The 20,279-nt window shown below is 71.9% G+C and carries 17 protein-coding genes; 9 read left to right on the forward strand and 8 right to left on the reverse strand.

Going from position 1 to position 20,279, the window contains the following annotated elements; all coding sequences use genetic code 11:
- Nucleotides 1-5: 5 nt before the first annotated feature.
- Nucleotides 6-1,979 carry a DUF2264 domain-containing protein gene (locus DFJ66_RS40920; protein ID WP_121230048.1) on the reverse strand — a complete coding sequence of 658 codons (1,974 nt, stop codon included), beginning with the start codon at nucleotides 1,977-1,979 and terminating at the stop codon, nucleotides 6-8.
- Between the two features lie 473 nt (nucleotides 1,980-2,452).
- On the opposite strand from DFJ66_RS40920, the gene DFJ66_RS40925 reads away from it, so the two are divergent.
- From DFJ66_RS40925 to DFJ66_RS40945, 5 genes are all read left to right on the forward strand, one after another.
- Nucleotides 2,453-3,304, forward strand: coding sequence for a hypothetical protein (locus DFJ66_RS40925; protein ID WP_246030128.1), 852 nt, complete (start codon nucleotides 2,453-2,455; stop codon nucleotides 3,302-3,304).
- A gap of 496 nt (nucleotides 3,305-3,800) precedes the next feature.
- Nucleotides 3,801-4,975, forward strand: a protein-coding gene (locus DFJ66_RS40930) for an IS3 family transposase (RefSeq protein ID WP_121227012.1) whose coding sequence is annotated in 2 segments (ribosomal slippage) — nucleotides 3,801-4,056 and nucleotides 4,056-4,975 — 1,176 coding nt in all. Because the reading frame shifts where the segments join, the coding sequence is not laid out codon by codon here.
- A gap of 441 nt (nucleotides 4,976-5,416) precedes the next feature.
- Nucleotides 5,417-8,410 (forward strand): AAA domain-containing protein, encoded by a 2,994-nt coding sequence (locus DFJ66_RS40935; protein WP_121230052.1) that lies wholly within the window; start codon nucleotides 5,417-5,419, stop codon nucleotides 8,408-8,410.
- Between the two features lie 115 nt (nucleotides 8,411-8,525).
- Nucleotides 8,526-8,972, forward strand: coding sequence for a hypothetical protein (locus tag DFJ66_RS40940; RefSeq protein WP_147459534.1), 447 nt, complete (start codon nucleotides 8,526-8,528; stop codon nucleotides 8,970-8,972).
- A gap of 25 nt (nucleotides 8,973-8,997) precedes the next feature.
- Complete coding sequence (locus DFJ66_RS40945; RefSeq protein ID WP_121230056.1) at nucleotides 8,998-10,920, forward strand: HEAT repeat domain-containing protein; 1,923 nt, start codon at nucleotides 8,998-9,000, stop codon at nucleotides 10,918-10,920.
- On the opposite strand, the gene DFJ66_RS40950 is transcribed toward DFJ66_RS40945, so the two are convergent.
- The 3 genes from DFJ66_RS40950 to DFJ66_RS40960 form a co-directional block, all read right to left on the reverse strand.
- A complete protein-coding gene (locus DFJ66_RS40950; protein ID WP_121230058.1) occupies nucleotides 10,877-11,554 on the reverse strand; it encodes a DUF2306 domain-containing protein in 678 nt (225 codons plus the stop codon). The genes DFJ66_RS40945 and DFJ66_RS40950 overlap by 44 nt on opposite strands.
- A 93-nt stretch (nucleotides 11,555-11,647) precedes the next feature.
- Complete coding sequence (locus DFJ66_RS40955) at nucleotides 11,648-12,304, reverse strand: response regulator (protein ID WP_121230060.1); 657 nt, start codon at nucleotides 12,302-12,304, stop codon at nucleotides 11,648-11,650.
- Complete coding sequence (locus DFJ66_RS40960; RefSeq protein WP_121230062.1) at nucleotides 12,301-13,434, reverse strand: sensor histidine kinase; 1,134 nt, start codon at nucleotides 13,432-13,434, stop codon at nucleotides 12,301-12,303. Before DFJ66_RS40960 ends, DFJ66_RS40955 begins: the two co-directional genes overlap by 4 nt.
- Before the next feature lie 210 nt (nucleotides 13,435-13,644).
- On the opposite strand from DFJ66_RS40960, the gene DFJ66_RS40965 reads away from it, so the two are divergent.
- Entirely contained in the window at nucleotides 13,645-14,253 is a 609-nt protein-coding gene (locus tag DFJ66_RS40965; RefSeq protein WP_170200034.1) for a DUF3558 family protein, read from the forward strand.
- 124 nt (nucleotides 14,254-14,377) lie between these two features.
- Here the strand turns inward: DFJ66_RS40965 and DFJ66_RS40970 are convergent, their stop codons facing one another.
- Nucleotides 14,378-15,562: an MFS transporter gene (locus DFJ66_RS40970; RefSeq protein ID WP_121230066.1), complete on the reverse strand. Its 1,185-nt coding sequence runs from the start codon at nucleotides 15,560-15,562 to the stop codon at nucleotides 14,378-14,380.
- Between the two features lie 125 nt (nucleotides 15,563-15,687).
- Here DFJ66_RS40970 and DFJ66_RS40975 point away from each other — a divergent pair, with 125 nt between their 5' ends.
- Nucleotides 15,688-16,566, forward strand: a complete 879-nt coding sequence (locus tag DFJ66_RS40975; protein ID WP_121230068.1) for a LysR family transcriptional regulator — start codon at nucleotides 15,688-15,690, stop codon at nucleotides 16,564-16,566.
- 36 nt (nucleotides 16,567-16,602) lie between these two features.
- On the opposite strand, the gene DFJ66_RS40980 is transcribed toward DFJ66_RS40975, so the two are convergent.
- Nucleotides 16,603-17,265 carry a Type 1 glutamine amidotransferase-like domain-containing protein gene (locus tag DFJ66_RS40980; RefSeq protein ID WP_121230070.1) on the reverse strand — a complete coding sequence of 221 codons (663 nt, stop codon included), beginning with the start codon at nucleotides 17,263-17,265 and terminating at the stop codon, nucleotides 16,603-16,605.
- Between the two features lie 123 nt (nucleotides 17,266-17,388).
- Between DFJ66_RS40980 and DFJ66_RS40985 the strand changes: the two genes are divergently transcribed.
- Nucleotides 17,389-18,078, forward strand: a complete 690-nt coding sequence (locus tag DFJ66_RS40985; protein ID WP_121230072.1) for a M15 family metallopeptidase — start codon at nucleotides 17,389-17,391, stop codon at nucleotides 18,076-18,078.
- Nucleotides 18,079-18,240: 162 nt separating this feature from the next.
- The gene (locus DFJ66_RS40990) at nucleotides 18,241-18,897 is read left to right on the forward strand and encodes a hypothetical protein (RefSeq protein ID WP_121230074.1); all 657 of its coding nucleotides are present in this window, start codon (nucleotides 18,241-18,243) and stop codon (nucleotides 18,895-18,897) included.
- A 12-nt stretch (nucleotides 18,898-18,909) separates the two neighbouring features.
- On the opposite strand, the gene DFJ66_RS40995 is transcribed toward DFJ66_RS40990, so the two are convergent.
- The gene (locus DFJ66_RS40995) at nucleotides 18,910-19,641 is read right to left on the reverse strand and encodes a MerR family transcriptional regulator (RefSeq protein WP_147459535.1); all 732 of its coding nucleotides are present in this window, start codon (nucleotides 19,639-19,641) and stop codon (nucleotides 18,910-18,912) included.
- Between the two features lie 69 nt (nucleotides 19,642-19,710).
- Nucleotides 19,711-20,277, reverse strand: a complete 567-nt coding sequence (locus DFJ66_RS41000) for a dihydrofolate reductase family protein (RefSeq protein WP_121230079.1) — start codon at nucleotides 20,275-20,277, stop codon at nucleotides 19,711-19,713.
- Between the last annotated feature and the right edge of the window lie 2 nt (nucleotides 20,278-20,279).

The following is a 20,279-nucleotide window of genomic DNA, read 5'->3' on the forward strand; positions in this document are numbered from 1 at the left end:
GTTCGTCAGGCCGTCGCGACGCGGGTCCGCGCGCCGTCGGGCCATCGCGTGGTGACCCGGGTGGTGGACCCGTCGTGCCGGATTTCGACCTCGGGCCGCACCGCCCACGGTGCGGGGTCGCGGGTGAGCTCCACCAGGACCGCGAGCCACGTGCCGGTGGCGACCGGGTGGTGCAGCTGGGGGACCGAGGCGAGGGCGCCGAGAGGGCTGGCGTCGGCGCGCACCGCCACGCCCGTGCGCGTCGGGGTGCCGATCAGGGCGGTCAGGCTCGACCGGGTGCCGTCGTCGCCGAGAGCCAGGGCGCTGCGGGGTCCGGTCTCGCCGGTTCGCGCGCCGGTCACCGCCCAGCCGGACAGCCGCAGGAGGGTGGGCGTCCGGTCATCGGCCAGGTCGTCGACACGGACCAGCCGCACTTCCCACGGGCCGCGCACCAGCGAGTGCACTTGCAGCGTGCCCGCGTCCTGGTGGCGGCCGGTCCAGCCGGAGCCGTGGTCCTGCTGCGCCCGGTCGGGCTCCAGCCAGCGCACCACACCCGACGACGAGCCCACGGCCACCCGCACGCCGCCGGACTGGACGGTCCGGACGGGCCCGGCGGTCATCCCGGACCGGTGGGTGCCGCGGCCACGGGCGTCGAGCAGCACCACGGCCTGGTCGTGCGGGTCGGCCCAGCTGTCGCGGTCGAGCAGGGGACTGGTGGCGGTGGAGTAGCCCAGCCGCGCGTAGAGCGGGGAGTCGCCCTTGGTGTCGCCGGGCAGTGCGTGGTCGGTGCCGTGGTTGACCACCCGCACCACGCCGTCCGCGACCGTGCCGCTGACCAGCCACCCCGGTGCCCTGATCACGTCCACGTAGTCGTCCCGCTCCACCGGGAGCGGCAGTTCTTCTGCGGTCCACACGGGGTGGTCGGCGGGCAGCGCGAGACCGAACATCCCCTTGACCGCCCAGTACGGCGAGCCCGGCCCGGAGTAGGACTGCGCGAGGCGGGGCCAGGGACCGTGCCAGCCGAGGGTCAGCAGCCCGCGGTCGTCGGGCGCGCCCCGGTCGGTGAAGTGCCGCACGACCGAGGTGGCGGCCCGGCGCAGGACCCCCAGCGGCGTCGAGGGCACTTCGGCGAGCACGCCGACCCAGAACGGCGCCGCCGCCGCGAACCGGTAGGCCAGGCTGCGACCCTGCACCAGCGGCGACCCGTCCGCCCCGACCAACCGGACGGCGTCGAGCAGGAACCGGTCGAGCAGCGCGGTGTCACGGGCCCGCCGCGCCTCGGCGAAGCCCGCCGCGCCCGCCATCCGGGACCACAGCTGGGGGTAGAGGTGCAGCGCCCAGCCGACGTAGTGGTCGAACGCGCGCTCGTGCCCGTCGGCCAGCCAGCCGTCCTCGCGCAGGAAGCCGTCGTGGGTGGCCAGGTCCTCCTCGACGTCCGCGGCCGACCAGGGGCCGCCGACCGAGCGCAGGAACGCCTGCACGACCAGCCGGAACCACACCCAGTTGATCCGCGGGTAGGTGGGGTCGCCGACCGCCGGCGCCAGGTAGGCGACCACCCGCTCCCGGACGGCCGCGTCGAGCCGGTCCCACAGCCACGGCCGGGTCAGGTCCAACGCCAGCGCCAGCGAGGCGGCCTCGACCTTGGCCTGGGGGTGCTCGTCCAGCCGCACCCAGCGCTCGGGCGAGGCGGGGTCGGTGCCGGTGGCGATGCCCTCGGCGTACCACTCGGCGAGGTGGCCGGGGTCGGCCCCGCGCTCTCCGGCGATCCGGAAGCCAGCGAGCAGGAACGTCCGGGCGAAGCCCTCCAGTCCGTCCACGTCGGACCCGTAGCCACCGGGCGGGCCGGGCAGGGTGATGCGGGCGTGGCCGGGGGAGGCGTACGGCCGCACCGCGCGGAGCATGCCGTCCGCGGTGCGCGCCCAGTCCTCACGCGTCCAGCCGTCCCGACTCCGATCGTCCCGGGTCGGCGCCCCGGTCCGCGGGGACGGATACGACGACATGTGCCCGCCCTTCGGCAACGGTGGCGACCGACCAGACGCGATGCGCAGATGCGATCGAATCTGATCGCTAGAGATCTCGAGCAGTAAATACGATCACGAGTGATCGTGTCAAGGGTCACATCAGCCAGCCAATCAGCCGCCGTCGCCGAGGAGCGCCACGCCGCACACACAGCGCCCGATCCCTTGGCCCAGCACGGGTGCACGACGTGAACAGGCAAGAGCGCCTTGAGTCGTCAAGGATCAGATCTGATCAGGCCGGTGTCGGCGGGTCCATGACGCCGAGTGGACGGGTCCGCGTTCGGTGAATCGGACGCTGTCAGTGGGACGAAGGAAGGCATGCCGGGCGAACCTCCGGCGTCCGAACCTCCCGCGGGACATGATCGTTGTCCAGCACCACCCGTACATGAGGGGGATTCGTGAAGAGTGCCAAGGGTTCGAGACGGTCGTTAGTCCGCCGTGCCGCCGTCGCCGTCGTGGCATCGACGGCGGCACTGGTGTCGCTGGCGTCGCCCGCGAGCGCGGCGACCGCCACCACCGGCACGGTGTCGATCACCGGTGACCCTGGCGACTGGGTCACGGGAGGGTCGTCGTACAAGTACAACAGCGACGCCGACGACGTGCTGACCCTGACCGGCAGCCAGGACAACGACTACGTGCGCGTCGGGATCGAAGGCGCGAACGGCGACTGGTGGACCATCGAGTTCGCCGCGCCGGAGGGTCAGGTCCTGGCCGCCGGCACGTACACCGACGCCCAGCGCTACCCGTTCCAGCCGAGCACCCGGCCGGGCCTGGACTACTCGGGCAACGGGCGGGGCTGCAACGAGCTCGGCGGGACCTTCACCATCGAGACGATCAAGTTCGGCCCGCGCGGGTACGTCGAGCAGCTGGACGCCACGTTCGAGCAGCACTGCGAGTTCTCGACGTCCGCCGCGCGCGGCGAGATCCACCTCCTCAACCCGCCGCCGCCCGCGGAGCTGACCATGGACATCGCGGTGTCCACCAACGGCACGGCGAGCGCGATCAGCGGCAAGGCCACGATCAGCGGGACCGTGGACTGCTCCACGCCCGTGCGCATCCAGCTCAACGGCCGGGTCACGCAGGTGAAGCACAACGTCCTCATCCGCGGCGACTACTCGACGTCGGTCGACTGCGTACCGGGCGCGGGCACGGCGTGGACGGCAGTGGCCGAACCCACCGGCACCACCCCGTTCCAGCGCGGCCTGGTCGAGGTGACCACGCACGGCTGGGCAACCGACCCCCACTACGGCAACGTGGTCCAGGTCGACAAGACCACGGTGGTCCGCCTGGACCGCATCCGCACCTGACCGGTCACCACCGACCTCGGGACGCCGCCGAAGCCGATTCGGCGGCGTCCCGCGCTTACTTTTCGGCGCGCGCAGCGCAGCTTTTCGCTTTTCGGCGCGCGCAGCGCGCTTTTGTGTGGTGGTCTCAACCACAGGTGGAGGGCCTCGGTTCCCCCGCCGTATGGCCTGCCCGAAGGGCTACCGCATTTTCCAGGGGTTGCAGCCGAAAGTTTTGCGAGGAACGAGCAAAAGTTTTAGCGGCAACCCCTGGAAAATGTGGTTGGCTCCGCCAGGTCATACGGCGGGGGAACCGACGCCCTTCACCCCCCGCTGGCGGCCTGCCGCGCGGCGAGCGCCGCTTTTCAGCTTTTGATCTTGAGAGCGCGCAGCGCGTTCGGCTTGAGAGCGGAGCGTTCCGGTTCAAAGATTAAAAGAGCCTCGCCGGCGGGCAGGTGAGGTGCCTGAAGAATCTCGGACAGTGACCCAAAGTAGAATGGGGTGACTGAACGGAGTGGTTGTGGCACACAAGAAGTCGCGGCGTTACAGTGCCGAGTTTCGTGAGGCGGCGGCCCGGGAAGTGGTCGACAGGTCCCGGCCGGTCGACGACGTGGCACGTGACTGCGGGGTTACCGGGCAGACGATCCGGAACTGGGTCAGGGAGTTCCGGGCCGGGCACGACACCACCGGTCCGGAATTGAGCGGGGACGAGCGGGCGCGGCTGAAGGAGTTGGAGCGGCGGGTGCGGGAGTTGGAGGAGGAGAACCGGTTCCTGGGAAAATCGGTGGCCTTCTTCGCGAAGAAGCACCAGTGACCGCGAAGTACGCGTTCATCGCTTCCGAAGAAGGCAACCACTCCGTCGCGTCCATGTGCCGGTGGTCGAAGGTGTCACGGTCGGGCTACTACGCCTGGCGCGACCGGGAACCCTCGGCCACCGCCCGCCGCCGCGAGGCCCTGGAAGCCGGGATCAGGTCCTGTTTCGAGTACTCCGACGGCACCTACGGGTACCGGCGTGTCCATGCCGAGCTGGCTCGCCGGGGCACGGTCGCCGACCCCGGGACGGTGCGCACGATCATGCGCGGGCTGGGCCTGGTGGCCTGCCAGCCGCGCCCGTGGCGGCCGGTCACCACGGTCGCCGGCGACACCGCCGCCCTGCCCGACCTGGTCCGCCGCGACTTCACCGCCGACGCCCCGGCGGCGAAACTGGTCGGCGACATCACCTACATCCGCACCTGGGAAGGATGGCTGTACCTGGCCACGGTGCTGGACTGCCACTCGAAGAAGGTCGTCGGCTACGCGATGGCCGACCACCTGCGCACCGAACTGGTGACCGACGCGCTGCGCATGGCCGCCCGCAACCTCCCGTTCCGACGCGGCGAGACGATATTCCACAGCGACCGCGGCACGCAGTACCTGTCCGCGGAGTTCGCCGCCCTCGCCGACGAACTCGGCGTCCGCCGCTCCGTGGGCCGCACCGGGAACTGCTACGACAACGCCTGGGCCGAATCGTTCAACGGCACCCTGAAGAACGAACGCGTCAACCGCACCGAATACCCCACCCGCGAACACGCACGCAAAGACGTCACCGGCTATATCGAACTACGCTACAATCAGATCCGAATCCACTCCGGAATTGACTACCGGACACCGAACGAGGTAGAGTCCGCCTGGTTCTCGCGCAACCAGGCGGCCTGAAAACCAAAGAGACGCCTGTCCGAGATTCTTCTAGCCCCTCAAGGCCACCAAAGATGACTCAACTGCAACGGCGGGGGCTTCTTGCTTTTGTCATCTCCGTATGGCCTGGCGGAGCCTACCACATTTTCCAGGGGTTGCCGCTAAAACTTTTGCTCGTTCCTCGCAAAACTTTCGGCTGCAACCCCTGGAAAATGTGGTAGCCCTTCGGGCAGGCCATACGGAGATGACAAAAGCAAGAAGCCCAAGTTGAGTTGTGTCCCCTCCGGTGGACTGCCACTCGGCAAGGCGGACTGCCACTCGGCAGGCGGACTGCCGCTTGCCGGCTTCGCCGGAGGAGGTGCGCTGCGGATGGGTGCTGCTAGCCCCTCGGATTGGTGACGCTCGACAGTCGTGCACCCGGTACGGTGAGTCACCGAGCGTGTGCGTTGAGGGGGTGCCTGGGTGACCGCCGACACGGCTGGGGGCCGGCCGGAGCTCGCCGAGCTGCTGCGTGCGGTTCGGGCGGAGATCGGGGCGACGTTGGGGGCCGAGTCGGGGTTCGACAAGGTGGTCCTGACGCGGGGTCGGGTGGTGGGTGGCGATGGCGAGCAGCGTGAGTACTCGTTCGTCGCCCGTGGGTGGAAGGACTCGTTCTCCGATCGGCCGCTGCTGGTGCGTGCCCGGCCTCGGGTGGCTTGGGAGCCGGCGGAGCTTGTGGTCGCCGAGCGGGGGAAGCTTCGGTTGCGGACGTCGGCCGAGCTCGGGTCTACGGGCGAACTGCGCGAGGACGACACGTCCGGGCTGGTCGCGCTGGCCGAGAAGCTGGAGCAGACGACCTCTGGGGACGGCGGGTTGAACCTGACGGCGGCCGGGTGGCTGGTCGGTCGGGACCTGCCGGCCGCCGGTCGGTGCCCGGACCCGGAGCGGTACGTGCGGGGCTGGCCGACGCTGCAGCTCAACGACCGGCAGCGGGACGCGGTGGTTCGGGCGCTGGGCAGTGAGCTCACGTTCGTGTGGGGGCCGCCCGGGACCGGGAAGACCGAGGTGGTCGGCCACGTCGTGGAGGGCAACCACCGGCAGGGGCACCGGGTGCTGTTCCTCGCGCCGACCAAGGTCGCCGTGGACCAGGCGGTGGAGCGGTTGTGCGAGTTGTTGAGCGCCGAGAGCGGGTTTGCCGACGGGCTCGTGCAGCGGGTCGGGGACATCGCGGTGGGTTCCCTCAGGGAGAAGTACGGCGATCGGATCGAGCCGGAGAAGATCGTGGCGCGGTTGAGCGCTGCGCTCGCCGCCGAGGTCAAAGCGGTGCGTGACCAGCTCCAGGTCGTTGACGGCCGGTTGGCGTTGCACCGCGAGCACGCCGAACTCGCGCGGAACCTCGCGCAGTTGCGAGAGGAGGCGGGGCGGGCCGCGCGGAACGCCGCTGATGCCGCCGTCCAGGCCGACCACGCCCGACGCGAGGTGGCCCGGTTGCACGCCGAGCTGACCGCGATCGGCGTGCCGTCCGGACTGTTCGCCGCACGCAAGGCGCGCCGCCGGGACGAACTGCTGTTCCAGCTCCACGTGGTCGAGCAGGACGTCGCCAACCTCGCGGCGCGGCACCAGTTCGCCACGGCCGAACAGCAGCGGTGCACGGCGCAGGCGCAGGCCGCCGAGCGCAAGGTGAACGCGTTCCTGCCCGAGCTGGCCGGGGTCGCGCCCGCCGACGAGCTCACCGCCATGGCGAAGAACCTGCGGGACCGCCTCGAGACGCGGCAGGAGGAGCTGCGGACCGTCGAGGAGGTGGTGCGCGACAACTGCCGGGTCATGGGGACGACGGTGGCCAAGGCGGTGCAGTCCCGGTACCTGATCGACAAGTTCGACACCGTCGTCATCGACGAAGCCGGCATGGTCAACCTCCCCTCGGCCTGGTACGCCGCCGCGCTGGCGAAGAAGCGGGTGGTCGTCGCCGGCGACTTCCGGCAGCTGCCCGCGGTGACCCGGGCCTCCAGCGACCGCAACGCGACCGAGGAGACGCGGTCGCACTCCGCGCTCTGGATGGACCGCGACGCCTTCCACGCGGCCGGACTCGTCGACGGCCAGGGGCGCGTGCGGCCCCACGACCTCCTGGTCGGCCTGAACACCCAGTACCGGATGCGCACGGCGATCTGCGCGGTGGTCAACACGATCGCCTACCCCGACGCGCCGTTGATCACCGGGCGGGCGGACACCGGCCGGTTGCCGGCGTCGCCGTTGCTGGAGGCGCCGCTGGTGCTGGTCGACACCGCGGCCCGGCGCTCGGCGACCCGCGGCGGCTCGGGCGGTCACAAGTCCAACCCGGTGCACGAGGCCGTGATCCACGAACTCGTCCGGGGCCTCCAGTACGACGGCGTGCTGCCCGCGCGCAGGGAGGAGGGCGTGCCGCCCGAGGCCCGGCCGTCCGCCCGGATGGCGGTCATCGCCCCCTACCGGGACCAGGTCAGGGCGTTGCAGGGCAGCCTCGCCTACCGGTTCGGCACCGACTACGACGGGGTCGTCGACACGGTGCACCGGTTCCAGGGCAGCCAGCGGCCCCTGGTGGTGATCGACACCGTCGCCGGCGCGGGTGACAAGGTCGGCTTCTTCTACGAGGGAACGGGCCTGTCGTCCGCGACCTGCCGGCTGCTCAACGTGGCGGTGAGCCGTGCGCAGGACCACCTGGTCGTGGTCGCCGACGTCGACTTCCTCAGCCGCAACCTCAAGCCCCACGGCGAAGCCGCCCTCATGGTGGACTACCTGCGGCGGCACGCGCACCGGCTCGACGTCGGCGACCTGGTCCCGTTCCGCGCGGCGGCCGACCTGGCGGGCCTCGACCCGCAGGAGCTGACCCGGCCGGCCTTCTTCCCCGCCGACGAGGTGCCGCGCGCCGTCGCCTGGGACATCGCGCACGCCCGGCGCAGCATCGACATCTACTGCGCGTTCCTCGACGCCGACCCGGTCGACCGCTGGCTGTCGAAGCTGAGACCCCGCATCGACGGCGGGCTGCGCGTCACCGTCCACACGCGACCGGCCCGGCGACCCACCGACGAGAGGCAGATCTCGGCGCTGGAGGCGGCGGGGTGCACCGTGGTCCGACGCGAGCGCATGCACGAGAAGGTCGTGATCGTCGACGACGAGGTGCTCTGGCACGGGTCGCTCAACCTGCTCGCCGGCACCGGACCCACCGACCTGATGATGCGCATCACCGATCCCGCGGCCTGCGAACGCGTGCGCCACATCGTCGGCCGCGCCCGCCCGACCCCGCCGTCCCGGTCTGCTCGTCCCCAGGAGCAGCCCAGGCCCGAGCCGAACGGCAACGGCAACGGGCGGTTGTACCTGAACGTGCCCTTCGCGGAGAAGGAAGCGGCCAAGAAGGCGGCGAAAGCCCGATGGGACGCCGATGCCAAGCGCTGGTACGTCCCGCACGACACGCCCCGGCACCTCGTGGAGCGGTGGCTGTAGCACCGCCTGAGCGCGTGCGAGCGGCATGTGATGATCTCGGGTCGTGGTCAAGTTCTTGGTTGCGGGTGTCCTGGTCGCCGCCATCGCGGGGTGTGGGGAGTCCCGGGGATTCGCGGTGCCCGATCAGGTGTGTGGCGTCAAGGTGGACTCCGGCGTGCTTTCGCCGTTGTTGCCCAAGGGGAAGCAGCTCGGCCAGAGCCGCCAGGACAAGGGGCCGGGGAGTGTGTCCTGCCGGGTGACGGTGGATGACTCCCTTGTGCTCTACCTCGCGCAGGACCTCACCGACCCGGGCACGGACGCGATGGAGAGCCGGGGATTGCAGCGGATGGGCGATCCCGCCGACGTCGAGGGCGTGGGGGACAGGGCCGCGGTGGCGGATCGCGGGGCCAAGGCCGTGGTCGAGTGCACCCACGAAGGACGGCCGCGGTTGTTCGTCGGGCTTGTGCAGTTGGAGCGCGCGGAGCCGGTGCCCGCCGACACCCGGGAGCGCCGTGATGCCGTGCTGGCGTTCCTGAAGTCCTGGTTCCCCGCCGCGGTTTCGGGGCTGGGCTGCGTTTCCTGACCCGATCATCACCTAGAGTCCGGGTGTGGATCAGGTTGCCTGGGGCCGGTACGAGCACAACTACGGCGATGCGTCGGACGTTCCGGATCTGCTGCGCCGGTGCGCGAGCCCGGACGCCGACGTGGCCGCCGACGCGTTGGCCGACCTGTCCAACAAGCTGTACCACCAGGGCGGGTGGGTGTGCTCCGCCGCCACCGCCGCCCTGCCCTTCCTCGTGGACCTGGCCGAGGACCCCGCCGTGCACCACCGGGCGGAGGTGGTCGAGTGGATCGGTCACCTCGCCCGCGAGGCCCACGTGGTCGAGGCCCGGTTCGTGGACCGGGGTTGGGCACCGGCGCTGGACGAGGTCCGTCCGCGGCTGGTGGCGCTGCTGGACGACCCGGATCCGTCGGTGCGGCGGGAGACTTCCGCGCTGCTGGCCGACGGGGTCCGCCACGCCGACGCGGTGCGCGCGTTGCTGCGCAGGTGGCGGGTGGAGCAGGACCGGACCACCCGGTACGACCTCGCCGTGGCGCTGGGCCTGGTCGCGTCCCGGGACGAGTGGGCACGGGCCGAGGTGGTCGCGCTGCTGGACGGCGACGACCTCCAGCTCCGGCTGGCCGCCGTGCACGGGCTGGCCGAGTCCGACCCGTCCGTCGCCGTGCGGCACGTCGACTCGTTGGTGCGGGCCGTGCGGCACCCGGACGCGGTCGCGTGGCAGGAGTCCGCGTGGCTGGGCGGGAGTCCGATGGTGCTCGTGCGCGCCACCGGCGGACTGCTGGTCGACGACCCCACCGCCGCGACCGCGTTCGCCCTGGGCACCAGCCGCGACGACCACGTCGACCAGCGGGTCGCGACCCTGGAGCACGCCCAACGGCTGCTGGCGCGGTGGCGGTCCCCGGCCGCCGCGGTCCTGCCCATGCTCGCCGAGCGCGTGGACGACGAGGCGCCCGAGGCCCGCTACCGGGCGCTGGCCCTGCTCGCCTGCCTGGGCACCGAGGCGGCCGAGCACGCCGACCTGATCGCGACCCGCCTGTCCGACACCGCGTTCCGCGACAGCCGCACACCGACCACGGTCGGCGACGCGGCGGTCTGGGCGGCGGCCCGGCTGGACGACCCGCGGTGCGTGCCGGCCCTGGTCGAGCGGCTCTCCGGCGACCGGCTCGGGTTCGCCACCACCACCGCCTTCTACCCCCGCGACACACCGGGGGTCGTGCAGCCCGGCATCCACGAGGTGCTGATCCCGTTGCGCCGCCACGCGCCCGCGCTGGTCGACGCGGTCGCCGCCCGGCTGGCCACCGAGCCGAACCCGGTGCTCGCCCGCCACCTGTGCGCGGTCCTCGCCGCGTGGGGACCCGCCGCCGAGCCGGCGCTGCCGGTCCTGCACGCCCGCCTGGCCGACGACGACGTGGTGCCCACCGTCGCGACCGCCCTCGGCGCGATCGGCCGGCCCGACGCGGCGCGACCCCTGCGGGCCAAGACCCGTCACGTCGAGGCGGCCTGGGCGCTGTGGCGGACCGGCGCGGACCGCGAGCAGGGCGCGTCCGCCCTGGTCCGCGCCGTCACCGAGCACCGCCACCACCAGGCGGTCCGCCTGCTGGCGGACCTGGGCCCCGACGCCGTCGCCGCCGCGGACACCCTCCGCGACCTCGTCGGGTCCACCGATGACTGGTCCCGAGCCGAAGCCGCCCACGCCCTGTGGCGGGTCACCGGGGAGGTGGACCAGCCCGTCGCCGTCCTGACCGACCTCGCCGCCCCGCTGGCCGAGGGCGACCGCCTGCCCGTTCGGTTCGCCGCCCTGGAACGCCTCGCCGACCTGGGCGCCACGACCGACCGGACCACCAGCCTGGCCCGCGCCTTGCTGGACGACCCGGGCCGCATCCACTCGGCGGGCGCCTGGCGGGGGTTCTACCAGGACGAGCTGGTCAGGGCGCACGCCGCACGACTGCTGCCCGCGGGTGGCGCCTGATGGTCCACTCGGCTACGGCGAGGTTGATCAGCCAGCCGGCGAGCATGAGGAGCGCTTCGGCCACGCCGGTTGAGTCGCCGACCGCGAGTTGCCACGCCCCGAAGGTGAAGGCCTGGGTACCGGCGCCCAGGGCGATGGCGTACGCGCGGATCATCCACTCGCGGTGGCGGGTGGGGTTCCGGCGGCGGATCGCGGTGAAGCCCAGTACCAGGAACGTCACCCACGCCGTGCCGACGACTAGTCGGAACGCGGTGAGCAAGGGGCTGATGTCCGGTCGGTGTTGGAACAGCGAGAGCCACAGGCCCGACACGGCGCCGACGATCCCGCAGACCACCAGCAACCGGCCCGCCACCCGGTGCCAACCGCGCCGTCGCGCGCGGAACCGGGGTGCGAACTGGAAAGCGCCCAGGAGCGCGTACACGGTGATGGCGACGATGTGCGTTATCAGGAAGCCCGGTGCGTCGGCGTAGTCGCGCCCGCCGCTGGGGATGACTTGTGCGCCGCCGCCCAGTTCGACCAGGCGGAGGCTGCCCGCCACCACGGGGACGAGGCTGAGCGCGATCAGCCCGGCGGGCACGGCCCAGTCCTGCCAAGACCGGATCCGGGTGCGCGGCTGCGGTGTTGTCGTGGTCATGCCGTGATCGTGTCCGGCGCGGTGGTCCCGGGGCATCGGGCGTCGGACGGGGGCGGGCCGGCCGGAAGACCGGGATCGGGGTCGTACTTCCGGCTACCGCCGGACGCGGCCGGTCTCGTGGGCCCAGATGGCGATCTCGACCCGGTTGCGCACGCCGAGCTTGTTCATCAGGCTCGCGACGTGGGTCTTGACCGTGCTCAGCGTGATGTGGAGCTGGTCGGCGACCTCGCTGTTGGTGCGCCCGGCCGCGACCGCGGCGAGCACCTGTTCCTCCCGGTCGGTGAGCGGTTCCACGGGCTGCACCGGTGTCGCGCGCGGACCGGCGCCGGCGAAGGCGGCGAGCAGGCGCGCGGTGACGCTGGGTGCGATCAGGGCTTCGCCGTTGGCGGCGGCGTGGACGGCCTGGGCCAGCAGGCCGGGACCCGCGTCCTTGAGCAGGAACCCCTTGGCGCCCGCGCGCAGTGCCGCGTACACGTACTCGTCCAGGTCGAACGTGGTGATCACGACGACCGCCAAGGGGTCGGCGACCCCGGGCCCGGCCAGCGCGCGGGTGGCCTCGATGCCGTCGACCCGGGGCATCCGGATGTCGAACAGGCACACGTCGGGCCGCAGCCGGCGGGCGAGGTCGACCGCCTCCCGACCGTCGGCCGCCGCGCCGACCACCTCGATGCCCGGTTGGGCGTCGAGGATCATCGTCAGGCCGGTGCGGATGATCTCCTGGTCGTCGGCGACGACCACGGTGACGCTCATGCGGTTCCTCCGGCTCGTGGCAGGACGGCGGTGACGGTCCACCCGCGGTCCGGGCCGGGGCCCGCCTCGCACGTGCCCCCGAGCAGGCCGGCGCGTTCGGCCATGCCGATCAGCCCGTGCCCGCGGGTCGTGGTCGGGTGGCCGGGTCGTTCGCCGTCGTCGGTCACCCACAGGCGCACCGCCCGGTCGTCGACGACCACCCGCACCCCGATCCGGGAGGCGTGCCGGGCGTGCCGCCGGGCGTTGGTGACCGACTCCTGGGCGAGCCGGTAGACCGCGGTCCCCACGGACGGCGACAGGCCGTCGACCTCGCCGACCACCTCCACGTCGACCGCCGGCCCGAACGGCGACCGGCCCGCCAGCCGGTCGAGGTCGGCCACCCCCGGGTTGGGCGCCAGGTCGGCCGGCTCCGCGTGCCGCAGCAGGCGGACCATGCCGCGCATCTCCACCAGCGCCCGGGACGCCTCGGCCTCGATCACGCGCAGGGCGTCGACCGCGGCCCGCGGGTCGGCCTCGGCCGTCGCCAGACCGGCCTGGGCGCGGATGGCCATCGCCGAGACGTGGTGGGCGACGGTGTCGTGCAGGTCGCGGGCAAGGCGCTCGCGTTCCAGCAGCTTGGCCCGGTCGAGCTCGCGCGACCGCGCCGTGACCCGCAACCGCAGCGCGGTGCCGAGGGCGGCGGCCGTGGACAGGATCACCACACCGGCGAGCGCGTCGGAGGCGCTGGTGTGACCCTGCGCCACCGACGCTCCGAGGTTGGCCAGGACGACCAGCGACCCGAGCACCGCTTCCCGCCCGGACCCCCAGCGGAACAACGAGTACGGCAGCAGCAGGAAGTACCCCATCGTGGCCAGGTCGAGCTCGTGCCCGACCAACGCCGAGGCGACGCCGCCGACGCCGAACGCGATCACGGTCACCACCAACGGCCGCGTCCGCCGCCACCGCAAGGTCGGCACCAGCCCCACGACGACGAGCACCGAGACGACCGGCGACCTCAGGTCGTCCCGCAGCACCCCTTCGAGCACGCCGAGAACCGCGAGCACGCCGACCAACGCCCAGTCCCACCGGGGTCGCACCGGCGGGTTGGGCGGGCGCGGCTCGTCCCGGACGGCGCGGAGGAACTCGTGCACCGCGCGATGGTATGCGAGCGGGACCGGTGCCGGATCAGCCTGAAGTACGAGTGCCCGAGCCGGTCGGGCGCTGGGCCGGCGCTCTCGGGCCGCACCCCGGGCCGGCGCTCTCGGGCCGGCTCTCTCGGGTCGCGGCACCCGGGCCGATGTCGGGGAGGTCTTTGGCCGATGCAGCGCGGTTCCGGCTCGGGTCCACCTACGATCCGCGTCGTGATCCGCTCCGCCGGCCGGTCGGCCGCTCTGCTTCCCCTGCTGCTGTTGTTGTCGGCGTGCGCGACGTCGTCGCCCGCGTCGCCCGGTCCGTCGTCCTCCGGTCCGTCGTCCTCGGCTGGCCCGGCCACGTGGGTGTCGGTCGACCCTTCGGCGGACGCGGACCGTCCCGACGTGCCGGCCACCGACCGGCCGAAGCGGATCGCCGCGGACGCCGACCTGTGCGAGTTGCTCCTCGAGGAGGAGATCAAGGCTGCCACCGGTGCGCCCTACGCGCGGCGTGGCAAGCCGGTGGCGGGAACGCTGTGCGTGTGGCAGTTGAGTGACGTCGTGGGCGACCAGGGGACACCGACCGAGATGTTGATGCTCACGTCCATGCCGGCGGGCACGTGGCTCGGCGAGGAACAGGGCGTTGTCGGCGGGTACCCGACCCGCAAGCGGATCGGGGACGGCATGTGCGCTCTCAAGGTCGCGCTGCGCCGGCCCGAGGCCCCGACCGACAAGGTGGTCCTGGTGGTGAACCTGACCCTCGCCGACAAAACCACCAACCCGTGCCCGGCCGCCCAGAAGCTCGCCGAGACCGCCCTGCCGCGCGTCCCCGGCGCGTGACCTGAGCCGGTTCGTGCGATCGGTGGGCCGAGAACACCGACGACCGACCGGTTGCCCGGCATGGCGTCATCCTCGGGCGCCTCGCCGGAGAGCAGCGCCGACGCTGGTCGACGGCCTGCCCCCTTCAGGCGCGTGCGGTGTCGCGGTGGGAGGCGAAGGCCGTCAGCAGTGCGGCCACGGTCAACGCCACGCCGAACCACACCGCGCCGGTGGTCCCGAAGCCGCCCGCGAACAGTCCGCCGAGCAGCGCGCCGAGCGCGATCGAGATGTTGTAGCCCATGGTGTTGAGGGACATGGCGGCCTCGAAGGTGTCCGGGGCCGCGGCGAGCATCATGTTGACCTGGCACAGGTTGGCCGCGCCGAACGACACACCCCACACCACCACGGCGACCGCGAGACCCACCGGGCTGCCGCCGATCAGCAGGAGCAGGAGCAGCGAGGCGACGAGCCCGGTGCAGGCCACGACGAACGTCGCCCGCATGTTCCGGTTCACCGTGTGGCCCGCGACGAAGTTGCCGACCGCGCCGCCGACCCCGAAGACGATCAGCAACCCGGTCACCCACGCCGCCGACGCCCCGGCGCGCTGCTCCATGAACGGCCGGATGAACGTGTACGCGCCGAAGTGCCCGAGCACGTACAGCGCGACCGTGGTCATCACGACCCGCAGCCGCCCGTTGCGGACCGGCAGCGCGAACACCTCCCGCACCGGGATGGCGCTCTGCGACGGCAGCGACGGCAGCGCGAGCACGACCGCGAGGAGCACCGCCAGGCTCAGGCCGCTCCAGATGAGGAACGTGGTGCGCCAGTCGGTGAGGCTCTCGATGAACGTGCCCAGCGGCATGCCCACGACGGTGGCGATCGACATGCCGGACAGCACGACCGCGGCGGCCTTGCTCGCCTTCTCCTCGGGGACGAGCCGCATCGCCATGGCGACCCCGATCGCCCAGAACACGCCGTGCGCGAAACCGGTGACCAGCCGCGCGGCCAGCACGATCGGGAAGTTGGGCGACACGGCCGTGACGAGGTTGCCGAGCGCCATGATCGCCAGCAGGGTGGCCAGGAGGGCGCGGCGGTTCACCGTGCGGGTCCACGCGACGAGGAACGGCACGCCGACGCCGGCGGAGATGCCGTAGAGGGTCACCATCATGCCCGCGAGGCCGACGGACACGGACAGCCCCGCACTGACCGGGGTGAGCAGCCCGACGGGCATCAACTCGGTGGTGACGAAGACGAACAGGCTCGCGGTGATCGCCGCGACGCCCAGCCACGCCCGGACCTGCGAGCGCGGTTCAGTGCTGGTGGTGCTCATGCGTTTCCCTTGCGAACGTCCCCCGAGCGGGGGAGTGGTGAACCAACGCTTCGAGTCTTGCGGCGGGTCAGCGATGAGTCCAACGCAATGTTGTCACTTCAGCGATGCCGATCCATCATTGATCCGTGGAGCTCCAGCAGATGCGTTACGTGCTCGCCGTCGCCGAGACCAACAGCTTCACCCGCGCCGCCGAGCGGTGCCTGGTCGTGCAGTCGGCGCTGAGCCGCCAGATCGCCGCCCTGGAACGGGAACTGGGCGCGCGCCTGTTCGACCGCACCAGCCGGCACGTGCGCATCACCCCGGCGGGCAAGGCGTTCGTGGCCGCCGCCCGCGAGGCCCTCAACGCGGCGGAGCGGGCCGCCGCCGACGTGGCGGCGGTGACCGGCGAGGTGCGCGGCACGCTCGCCCTCGGCCTCATCCCGACCGTGGCCGCCGTGGACGTCCCGGACGCGCTGAGCCGGTTCCGCGACCGGTATCCCGCGGTGCGGTTGAACATCCGCGTCGGCGGCAGCGAAGAACTCACCGAACTGGTGCGGCAGGGCAGCATCGAGGTCGCCTTCCTCGGCCTGCCGCCGAGTGCGCGACCGGTCGGCGTCAACTCCCGTGAGCTCGCCCGGGACCGGCTCGTCGCCGTCGTCGCCCCCGACCACCCGCTGGCGGGCTCGCCGTCCGTGGACCTGGCGAGGCTGTCCACCGAGACCTTCATCGACCTGCCGCCGCAGTCGGCCGCGCGAGCCCAGTCGGACGAGGCGTTCGCCGCCGCGGGCCTGCACCGCGAGGTCGCGTTCGAGGTCACCACCGCGGACTTCATGATGGCCCGGCTCGTGCGGAAGGGGCTGGCCATCGCACTGCTGCCCGCGGCCTACGTCCCCCACCTGACCGGCCTGGCCACGGTCGAGATCACCGACGCCCCCACCCGCGTCGAGTACCTGATCTGGAGCGGTGTCGGCCGCACTCCGGCAGCCACCGCGTTTCTCGACCTGCTGGACCTCCCGGACCGCTGACCGGTGACGGGGTCCGAGCCGTCCCGCTGGGCGGGGCTATGCGTCGAACTTCGTCCACTGCCCTTCGGAGACCACCTCGACGGAGCCGTCCACGACCTTGATGGCCGTCTGCTCGTCGATGGCGTAGGCCGGGACGCCGATCCCGGCGGCCCAGCGCTCCGCGTCGGCGAGGGTGTTGGTGGGGAAGGCGTCCAGGTGCGGGAAGATCGAGAAGTCGACGACCCCCAGGGTGCGGTCGTCCGGCGCGGACGGCCACTCGACGAAGTAGTTCCCGATCCGGGGCGTCAGCACCATGCTTCCGGCACTCACTCCCACCCAGACCGTGTCGGGCAGCGAAGGCAGCAGGTCGGCCAGCCCGGACTCCCGCACCCAGTGGCACAGGTAGGTCGCGTCGCCGCCGTCGACCAGGAGCACGTCCGCCTCCCGGACCCAGGGAACCCACCGCTCCGCGCCGATGGTCGGCAGTGCGGTGAGCTCGAGGACCCCGAGCGACGCCCAACCCAGGCCGGAGAAGTGCTGCCACAGCGGCTCGGCGGCGACGAACCCCCGCACCGACTTCGGACCGCACATCGGGTGACCCCACTGTGCTGTCGGGACGCAGAGCGCGTGGCACTCGGAGATCGGTTTGCCGAGAAGCTGCACAAGCGCCGAGTGGATGCTCGGGTTCGTCACGCCACCTGAGGTGAGCAACAGCTTCACAGGACGTCTCCAAGTTCGCGCGGGGGAGGTCGAGGTGTCGTGCGGATCAGCGACTCGAACCGGAGCTCACAGTAGTACGGTGGCCGGGGCGTTCCACTCGTGCGCGATCGAGAGGAAGTTCTGTTGAAGTCGGCAACCCGAGTTCTGGCGCTCGTCACGCTGATCGTGTCCGCGGCCCTGGTCGGCACCACACCGGCGCCCGCCGCCCCTGCCCGGACCGTGGAGCTCGCCGCACCGGCCGGCAGCGGCCTCCCGCCCTACGTCGCCGTCATCAAGCCGGTCACCGCGAAGCGGCTCGGTTCGAGCTGGCGCGAAGGCTGCCCCGTCGGGCCCGACCAGCTCCGGCTGGTCAGCCTGAACTTCGTGGGCTTCGACGGCGCGGTGCACCGCGGCGAACTGGTGGTCAACGCCGCTCTCGCGGTCGAGGTGGCCCGCGTCTTCGCCGACCTGTACTTCGCCCGGTTCCCCATCCAGCGGATGGAGACGATCGAGAAGTACGACTCCGACGACGACGCGTCGATGGCGGCCAACAACACCTCGGCGTTCAACTGCCGGCCGATCACCGGCGGCACCGCCTGGTCCAACCACTCCTACGGGCGGGCCATCGACGTCAACACCGTGCAGAACCCCTACATCTCCCGCAGCGGCACGGTCTACCCGCCCAACGGCGCACCCTACGTCGACCGCACCCAGGACCTGCCCGGCATGATCCACGCGGGCGACGCCACCGAGCAGGCGTTCACCACACGCGGCTGGACCTGGGGCGGCTTCTGGACCACGCCGATCGACTACCAGCACTTCGAGAAGCCCTGACACCAGACCTGCTTCGTCCCGTAGAACGGGATCGACCGGTCGAACGCCGCCGCTGAGGTCTTCCGGGTCGATCAGGCGGCGACGCAGCAACCGGCCCGCGTCGCGGCCTGATCGACCCGGCTGGACGGCGACACGGCGTGGCGGGATTGGTTCGATGGCGCCATGACCGCGGTGATGTGGAGTCAGGCCATCGGGACGGCGTTCCTCGGTGTGGTCGGGGTGTGGCTCGCGCACAACATCCGGCGCCAGATGAGGGTCAAACTGGCCGAGCGGCAGGCCGACGCCTACGTCCGGCTCTGGACGATCACCGCGGCGGCGTCGCCGTCACGCACCACACCACTCGACGTCGCCGAGCGGCGCGAGTTGTGCGCCGGCATGGATCGTTGGTACTTCGACGAGGGCAACGGCGTCTTCATGCCCCGCCTGACCCGGAACCTGTTCGTCGCCGCCCAGTCGAACCTGATCTGCCCGAACGACGCCGTGCAGCCCGGGGTGCTGGCCGAGGAACTCGCCGAACTGCCCGCGGCGGACGCGGAACGCCGCCGCGGTTGTGTGAGCATCCGCCACTTGTCGCTGCTGCGAACCCAGCTCAAGGTCGACCTGTCCCTGCACCTCGGCTTCGACCACCTCAGTCGCATCTACCCGGAAGATCGTGCGTTCCTCCGGGCCTGCGGGATCTCGGACTGGCGCAGACCCTGGCGCCGACGCCCGTTGCGGGCGCCCGGGCGGGTGCGCCCGGACTCGTGCCTCTGCGGCGCATGCGGCCGACGCCCGATCGCGGCACCGACCGCCCCGCCGGCGACCTCGGTGCAGGTCTGAACGTTCGGTTCGTCAGCCTTGGTAGAGCCAGATCCAGTTGCCGCTGGGATCCCTGACGGCCGCGCTGCGGGGCATGCCCTGCCGGTCCCGTGGCGCGACGACCTCGGTGGCCCCGGCGGCCAGGGCCCGTGAGTGCCGGGCGTCGAGGTCGTCGACGAGCAGGCCGAAGGTGGTGGGGCCGGGTCGGTCGGTGTCGGCGGGGTCGGCGCTCAGGTGGAGCAGGAAGAAGCCGTCCTGGCCGTACTCGCCGAACATGAACGCCGAGTGGTCGGTGTCGTCGGTGCGGCGGACGACCTCGTAGCGCAGGTCGAACGCGGCCTGGTAGAACGCGATCGACGCGGTGAGGTCGTCCACGGCGATGGTGATCTGGACCGGTCGGCATCCCGATGGCGGAGCGGACATGGTGAACCCTTTCTCGAGGAGGCGGTCGACGTTGTCGATCCGGGCGGTGAGCAGGCCGTGCGTGCGCCGCAGCCGTCGGCGGTGGCCGGCCAGTACCGGGCCCGCCTGACCGGGATCGGTCAGCACCTGCCGGATCTCTTCGATCGGCAGGTCGATCCAGCGCAGTTCGCGGATGAGGTGGGCGAGCCGGATCTGGTCGCGTCCGTAGCGGCGGTAGCCGGTCTGCGGATCGGTGTGGGCGGGGATCAACAGGCTGACGTCGTCGTAGTGGCGCAGCGTGTGGATCGACAGCCCGGTCAGCCGGGCGAACCGCCCGATCGTCATCAGTTCCGCATCACTCACACGGGTACTGTGCCGTCTCGCCCGACCCGAGAGTCGAGATCCCGCCGAACGACGGCTCGCCGGTGCCCGCTAGTCGCGGACGGACTTGTAGCGCAGGAGGACCGCGCCCGACCGGAAAGTCCGGTTCTCCGCCAGTTCCAGCTTCATCCACCGGTCCAGCGACGGCAGGAACGGCGTGCCGCCGCCGACCGCGACCGGCGCCACCAGCAGGTGGAACTCGTCCACCAGGCCGGCGCGGATCAGGGGTGCGGCGAGGGTGGGGCCGCCCACCTCCAGCGCGCCGTCTGTCTCGGCCTTCAGCTTCCTCGCGGTCTCGACCACGTCACCCCGTTCCAGCCTGGAGTTGTGCTCGACCGACTCCAGGGTCCGGGAGAAGACGACCTTGGGCATCGCGAGCCACAGCCGGGCGTACTCGGCCTCCACCGGGGGCACGTCGGGCGCCTGGCCCGCGGTGGGCCAGTGGGCCGACATCAGTTCGTACAGCCTGCGCCCGTACAGCGACAGCGCGACCTCCCCGGTCCGGTCGTTCCAGTACTGGTGCAGTTCGTCGTCCGGCACGCCCCAGCCGAGGTCGCCGTTCGCGTCGGCGACGTAGCCGTCCATCGAGACGTTCATGCCATAGGTCAGCAATCCCATGG

The organism is Saccharothrix variisporea (assembly GCF_003634995.1).
In the GTDB taxonomy this organism is placed as follows: domain Bacteria; phylum Actinomycetota; class Actinomycetes; order Mycobacteriales; family Pseudonocardiaceae; genus Actinosynnema; species Actinosynnema variisporeum.